The following is a 4,979-nucleotide window of genomic DNA, read 5'->3' as shown; positions in this document are numbered from 1 at the left end:
TGCGCAAGTTCGGCGTAAGCTCGACATCACCGCTGCTGACGGAATTCAGCGTTTCACGAACCAAGTCCGGATAGGCACCTTTGGAAAACTGGCCGATAGCGATATTCGCAGCTTCCCCCGGGGAATTCAGCCGAAAGAGTTTTTGTACCGCGAGTGCACGTATCAACTCACTATCGTGGCCGTCCGCTATCTGGTTCAATGTCTGCACGGCCTCACTTCTTAAGTTCGCGACATCGGGAATGCTTAGTTCCTCAAGAGTGCCGATGAAATTCAGTCGCGCGACAGCGGTCCTCTCATCGGTCCTGGCATCGCTCCTCAAATCGCTCAGCGCCTTACTGAAGACCTCTTGAGGCGTTTGACTTGGCATGTTGAAGTAAGTCTCATACATCTCGGCATATTTGGATTCGTTTCTGCCCTCCCAAATGGCATTGGCTTCTTGCAAGACTATGTCTCTGCCAATTGCAGAATCAACCAGGATGGATCGAAGAATGTCCCGCTCCATGCCCTGTTCGGCAGGCATGTCGTGATAGAACTGAGTCACAAGCTTTGCGACCTCGGTGTCATTTTCCAAAGCAATCTGCAGCCGAGCCCGAAACTCATCCAGCTCATTCTGAGACATGTTGCCGCGATTCACGATCTTCTGAAAGATCGCACGAAGGCTCGCGTCAATTTGTACAGGTGTATCATTGGATGCCGCTCCAGAGGGCTTGTCATCGGTGGCCAAACTCCCGCCGGCATTAATGCCATCGGGCCACGCAATTCCCTCTTTGCTGCTTGTCGCGGTGGCTTCGGAAGACCTAAAGTCTGTGGGCTTGTATGCGCGCTTCGCTTGCTCCGAACCTACCGTGGGCGCGGCGAGAAATAAGAGGTACCCTGCCACCACCATCAGCAAGCATCCAACGATGGCTAGATAGACTCGACGCCGTGAAGATAAATTTATATTGAAGGACATAAGCTTTCTTCGTAGATAAGGAACGTCAGCCGTCTGACACAGTGCACGCCTAGCGGTATCGTGGCGATACCAAAGACACTCCGCTGTCTCAAGCCAATGAACGAGGCGAATGGCGATCTGAGTAACTAAATGCGCTGATAGTCGCAGCTACTGCCACGCCACTCTGGCAAATATCCTTCACGATCATATGTGCCACCGACGTATTTGCAAAGCCAAAACATATCCCCCTGCCAATCGGCACGCCATCCCGCTGGGCAGGACTCCAAGCTGGAGTAGTCATCCCCTCCGGTCACGTGGACTTTCCCCCATCGTTCGCTGAAGTTGATGACTGCGCGGCCCTTCCAGCCCGGCTTAGGGCCACAAGTGACCGTTTCGCTACGAATATTGCATGCAGTCCACGAACTATTGATCCGGCCCTTGATCGCCATGCCGCCGATTTTTATCGGGATTCCCCACTCCGCACCGATGCTAAAGCTGGTGGTGTGGCATGACGAATGGCCTGTCGTTAACGCCACGGTTCCACAGCTTCCTCCAGGGCCGCCGAAACAATAGTGCCAGTCCGATTCGTCCAAGTAGTAGCCGTGCTGGTTTTTGCCGATCCAACCCAAGAACTGGGTGTTAAGCGTCTGCGCGCTGACGGGGCTGTTATAAACGTTCAGCCAAGCAGCTATGAGCAGAATTAATATCTTCTTTGATGCCACGGAAGATTCCTCTCTAGGTTTCGTGCCGCGGCCCGGATTTTTCTGGACACAGATTTGCTGTAAAACAGCTGTCCAGAAAAGGAGCTTTTCATGCTGAAGAAGGTGCCCACACAGGCTGTTGCGCCGCAGGCGCTGGAAGGAGCGCGTAGCGCGACTGGAAGCGCCTGCGGCGCGGCCGATGAAGTCAAGCGCTGGTCCACCGGGAGAAAGCGCAGCGTGGTACTTCGCTTGCTGCGCGGCGAACCTGTCGATGCCGTTTCCCGTGAAGTCGGCGTGCCGATCGCGCGGCTTGAATCGTGGCGTGAGATGGCTCTGGCGGGGATGGATGCGGGCCTGAAGGAGCGGCACAGCGATCCTCGTGAAGCCCGGCTCAATGAGGCCATGCGCCGCGTTGGCGAGTTGACCATGGAGAACGAGATCCTGCACAAGGAGCGCGAGCGGCAGGAGCCCCCCCTTTAGCCGCGCGGAAGTCGTCGAAATGAGCAACGAGACTTCCGCTGCTACCGGCAGGCGCTATGGCCTGAAGCGCGTTTGTCAGACGCTCAATTTCCCTCGTTCGTCGATCCATGCCGAACGCGCCAAGGCAAAGGCTACCGTCACTCCCATCACCAGGCTCAAACGCGGTCCCAAACCGAGGGTGCCGGACGTCGGCTTGCTGCAAGCCATCCAGGATGATCTGGAAAGCTCGCCGTTCACCGCCGAGGGGCATCGTAAGGTATGGGCCCGTCTGCGCATTCTGCGCGACATACGGGGCTCGCGTGAGCGTGTCCGCATTGATGATATTTTTCATCGTCGCATTCGCTTCTGGGTAACAGTTCGTGTGCCATCGTACGCACCCTCTGTGGCGTTTCCAGGGCCGCCGCACGAGGTCAACTGCTTTCCGCTCCTAACCATGGTGCGCCATGATTTGAAAGCCTGCCGCCTGCTCGCGCGCCCACATTCGCAAAGATACACATGTGTTTCGCCTTCGACGTTGATATGCGTCAATGCTGAGAACAGGCCCCCCGCCGAAGTGAACCTTTTCATGATTCAGATCGGCATCGCCCCCAAGCATGAAAGCTTTGCAAAGCAGACAAGTGGTTGCGGGTTTTTCGAGGCGCCCGAATTTGTCTGCGAGCCGCATCAGGACTGGGTTGCGGGCTCGTCGCGGGCGGATCGGTTAAAGTCAAGGGTTTGGAGTTGAAAATGGCTACAAACCCATGCTGGCAGGCGATTCCCACGAAATTGAGCGTTGAGCAGTTCGAGCAGTTTGTCTGGCCGCACCTGGGCCGCGGCCGACGTGGACCGCCCCCCACGCTACCGTTGCACAAGATGTTCAACTACGTCCTGAAGGCGCTCTATATGGGCTGTCAGTGGAAGATGCTGCCGATCGAAAACAATGCAAAGGGCCTGCCTGAAATCAATTACACGCGCGTCTACCGGATCATGCGGCGCTGGCAGGCCGATGGCAGCATCGACCGGGGCTTTTCCGGCTCGGTCCATCAGTCGCATGAAGACGAGCTTCTCGACCTCTCGGTCATTCATGGCGACAGCACGACGACGGCGGCAAAGAAAGGTGGCGACAACCTGGGCTACAGCGGGCACAAGCACCTGAAGGGCGACAAGGTCGTAGCCTTCTGCGAACGCGGGTGCAACATCATCGCGCCATTGGCGCGGGCCTGCAAGGTTCAACCGTCAGTCTGGATGGCGTGTATGACTGTCGCGAAAACCGCAAGGCGATTTTCAACCGCGGGATGACACCCAACATCCCGGAAAATCCCCGCAACCGCAATCAGAACAAACGTGGCCGCAAGCGTCATTTCAATGAGGCCATCTTCGAGGAACGCTTTCGGACCATCGAGCGCGTGTTCGCCTGGGAGGACAAGTTCCGCCGCCTGCTGCTGCGTTTCGAACGCATCAGTGACGTGCACTACGCCTTCAAGACTCTCGCCTACACCCTGATCAATCTTCGGCACTCCTGCCAAAGCTGATCTCACGCCCAGATCTTGCGGTACATCGTTGGCGCTTCGCGCCGTGATCGCGTTTGCTTCTGCCATGCGGATCACCTCGCATACCAAATCTTCGTTTCGCACCTGAGGTCTTGCCGTGTCCGCCACTTTCTGCATCATCGGTTCCTTCAACTGGAGACGAATATCACCTGCGCTGAAACCCGCAACTACTTGACTCAGTGAGGAACACAAGGGAGTAAAACTGCTGGGAAGCAGACGACGGGTCTTTGCCCGCACATTTCACCTGTCCTTTCCTGATCATGTGCATTACCTCGATGCCGCCGAGAATGACCCTCGCACGGTGGAAGTTCTTGAATCCCAGCATCGGCCGGATCCGGCGTTTGATAGCCCGATGGTCCTGTTCGACAATGTTGTTCAGGTACTTGATCTGACGGACCTTGATCGGCGTCTCGCGATCGGCATTCACCGCATCCAGTGCGGCCAGATTGGAGCCGCTTTTGTCGATGGTCACGGTCTCTGGCGTACCATTATGGACGATCGCCTTTTCAAAGAACCGCCGGGCAGCGACCTTGTCCCGTCTGGCCCTGAGCAGGAAGTCGACCGTGTCGCCCGCCTTGGCCACTGCCCGGTAAAGATATTTCCACTCACCTTTGATCTTGATATAGCTCTCGTCCATTCGCCAGCTTTTCCCAACCGGACGCTTTTGCTTGCGCAAGCTCCTTTCGAAGAGCGGCAGCAGTTTGACGACCCAGCGGTACACCGTCGAATGATCCACCGCGACACCACGCTCGTCCATCATTTCCGCAAGATTGCGCAAACTCAGCGAATAGGCCACATACCATCGCACGCACGGCAAAATCACTTCAAGCGGGTAGTGAAGGCGCTTCAGGACCTTGGCCAGGCCCGGCGCGAGTGTGGTTCGCGGTGTCTTCGTCTTCTTCATCGCACAGCTCAAAACTTCGCTACCCAATTTTAACGTGGGCCTTACTGCAACAGAACCTCGAAAATTCGCTTCCCTCAGATAGCGCTTTGACGTGACAACTCCGACATACGTCGTCTGGAATTCAACAAACAGGACAGCCATCAAGCCTGCTTGTCGGCTATTTTTTCAGTTTGCCACTATTTTTTACGCATGGCACAAACATTGCTGAGCATGGTTAACCCAAGATCATGTGAGTGGAAATTGATATCGGTTATTAAGGTTAAAAAAAATCAATCCTTTAATTGGCACCGCAATAAGGTACTTAGTCGGACCTGAATAATCCGGTGAGCCTTATGTGGCGAGACTTTGGAGCCGAAATGGTGTTGTGGGAATTGCAGAGACCCGGCATATTGATGCATGAATCCTGCAAATCTTGACGAGGTGCGGATGGGCCC

The 4,979-nt window shown here is 55.6% G+C and carries 7 protein-coding genes; 4 read left to right on the top strand and 3 right to left on the bottom strand.

Annotated elements, in window-relative coordinates; genetic code table 11:
* Together BMI01S_RS38465 and BMI01S_RS41595 are read right to left on the bottom strand one after the other, a co-directional pair.
* A partial coding sequence (locus BMI01S_RS38465; protein WP_052408485.1) for a hypothetical protein occupies positions 1 to 886 on the bottom strand: 886 nt, incomplete at its 3' end.
* A 191-nt stretch (positions 887 to 1,077) separates the two neighbouring features.
* A complete protein-coding gene (locus tag BMI01S_RS41595) occupies positions 1,078 to 1,653 on the bottom strand; it encodes a hypothetical protein (RefSeq protein ID WP_156123897.1) in 576 nt (191 codons plus the stop codon).
* Positions 1,654 to 1,743: 90 nt separating this feature from the next.
* Between BMI01S_RS41595 and BMI01S_RS35850 the strand changes: the two genes are divergently transcribed.
* Genes BMI01S_RS35850 through BMI01S_RS35835 form a run of 4 tightly spaced genes read left to right on the top strand, consistent with a single transcriptional unit; the run spans position 1,744 to position 3,623 of the window.
* A complete protein-coding gene (locus BMI01S_RS35850; RefSeq protein WP_042292735.1) occupies positions 1,744 to 2,112 on the top strand; it encodes a hypothetical protein in 369 nt (122 codons plus the stop codon).
* 19 nt (positions 2,113 to 2,131) lie between these two features.
* The gene (locus BMI01S_RS35845; RefSeq protein ID WP_042292732.1) at positions 2,132 to 2,836 is read left to right on the top strand and encodes a hypothetical protein; all 705 of its coding nucleotides are present in this window, start codon (positions 2,132 to 2,134) and stop codon (positions 2,834 to 2,836) included.
* A 41-nt stretch (positions 2,837 to 2,877) separates the two neighbouring features.
* Positions 2,878 to 3,390, top strand: coding sequence for a transposase (locus tag BMI01S_RS35840; protein WP_154671544.1), 513 nt, complete (start codon positions 2,878 to 2,880; stop codon positions 3,388 to 3,390).
* On the top strand, positions 3,387 to 3,623 hold the full coding sequence (locus BMI01S_RS35835) for a hypothetical protein (RefSeq protein ID WP_028233093.1): 237 nt from the start codon (positions 3,387 to 3,389) through the stop codon (positions 3,621 to 3,623). Before BMI01S_RS35840 ends, BMI01S_RS35835 begins: the two co-directional genes overlap by 4 nt.
* 163 nt (positions 3,624 to 3,786) lie before the next feature.
* Here the strand turns inward: BMI01S_RS35835 and BMI01S_RS35830 are convergent, their stop codons facing one another.
* The gene (locus tag BMI01S_RS35830; protein WP_042292729.1) at positions 3,787 to 4,545 is read right to left on the bottom strand and encodes an IS6 family transposase; all 759 of its coding nucleotides are present in this window, start codon (positions 4,543 to 4,545) and stop codon (positions 3,787 to 3,789) included.
* Between the last annotated feature and the right edge of the window lie 434 nt (positions 4,546 to 4,979).

This window comes from Paraburkholderia mimosarum LMG 23256 = NBRC 106338, assembly GCF_000739815.1.
Lineage (GTDB): Bacteria > Pseudomonadota > Gammaproteobacteria > Burkholderiales > Burkholderiaceae > Paraburkholderia > Paraburkholderia mimosarum.
This window is presented reverse-complemented; position numbering and strand designations above follow the sequence as displayed.

What these genes read in the sequence shown, in the direction of transcription:
- BMI01S_RS35830 (WP_042292729.1), bottom strand. Translation starts at nt 4,545, where the DNA reads ATGAAGAAGACGAAGACACCGCGAACCACACTCGCGCCGGGCCTGGCC.
- BMI01S_RS35835 (WP_028233093.1), top strand. Translation starts at nt 3,387, where the DNA reads ATGACACCCAACATCCCGGAAAATCCCCGCAACCGCAATCAGAACAAA.
- BMI01S_RS35850 (WP_042292735.1), top strand. Translation starts at nt 1,744, where the DNA reads ATGCTGAAGAAGGTGCCCACACAGGCTGTTGCGCCGCAGGCGCTGGAA.
- BMI01S_RS35845 (WP_042292732.1), top strand. Translation starts at nt 2,132, where the DNA reads ATGAGCAACGAGACTTCCGCTGCTACCGGCAGGCGCTATGGCCTGAAG.